Below are 395 nucleotides of genomic sequence, written 5' to 3' on the forward strand. Positions count from 1 at the left end.
ACACAAAACTGCACACCACCTGTTTCTCGATACAAAAAGTTGTATTCAAGTAAAACTTGAAGTTTATCTAGCGTAATATCATCTTGTTCTATAAGCAGGTTTTTGGAAATCAATAACTCGCCTTTTTCCTCTACGAGCAGAACATCGACACTGTTGTTTTCAGCAAAATGCAGTGACCACATTTGATTGTCATACGCTGTCACGCGCTCAAGGTTCAGCACTTCTCCTAGCTCAGAGAGAAGCATATTAATCTTTCCTGTATCCACGTTGTGTCCTGTCTAATTTATTATAACTAAGTGACATCGATATATTTATTGCAGCGAAGCCACTTGGGTATAACGGCTCATTTAAATAAGCGAATAAGGATAAAAGAGATTTTATGGCGAGATAGAAAC

At 37.7% G+C, this 395-nt stretch carries 1 protein-coding gene; it reads right to left on the reverse strand.

Translation table 11 applies throughout. The features are described 5' to 3' along the window. The coding region (locus IQR33_RS15525) for a type III secretion system chaperone (RefSeq protein ID WP_322631770.1) at positions 1 to 266 on the reverse strand (266 nt) is incomplete at its 3' end. Positions 267 to 395: the final 129 nt, after the last annotated feature.

The sequence above is a fragment of the Vibrio sp. OPT46 genome (assembly GCF_015163535.1).
Classification (GTDB): domain Bacteria; phylum Pseudomonadota; class Gammaproteobacteria; order Enterobacterales; family Vibrionaceae; genus Vibrio; species Vibrio alginolyticus.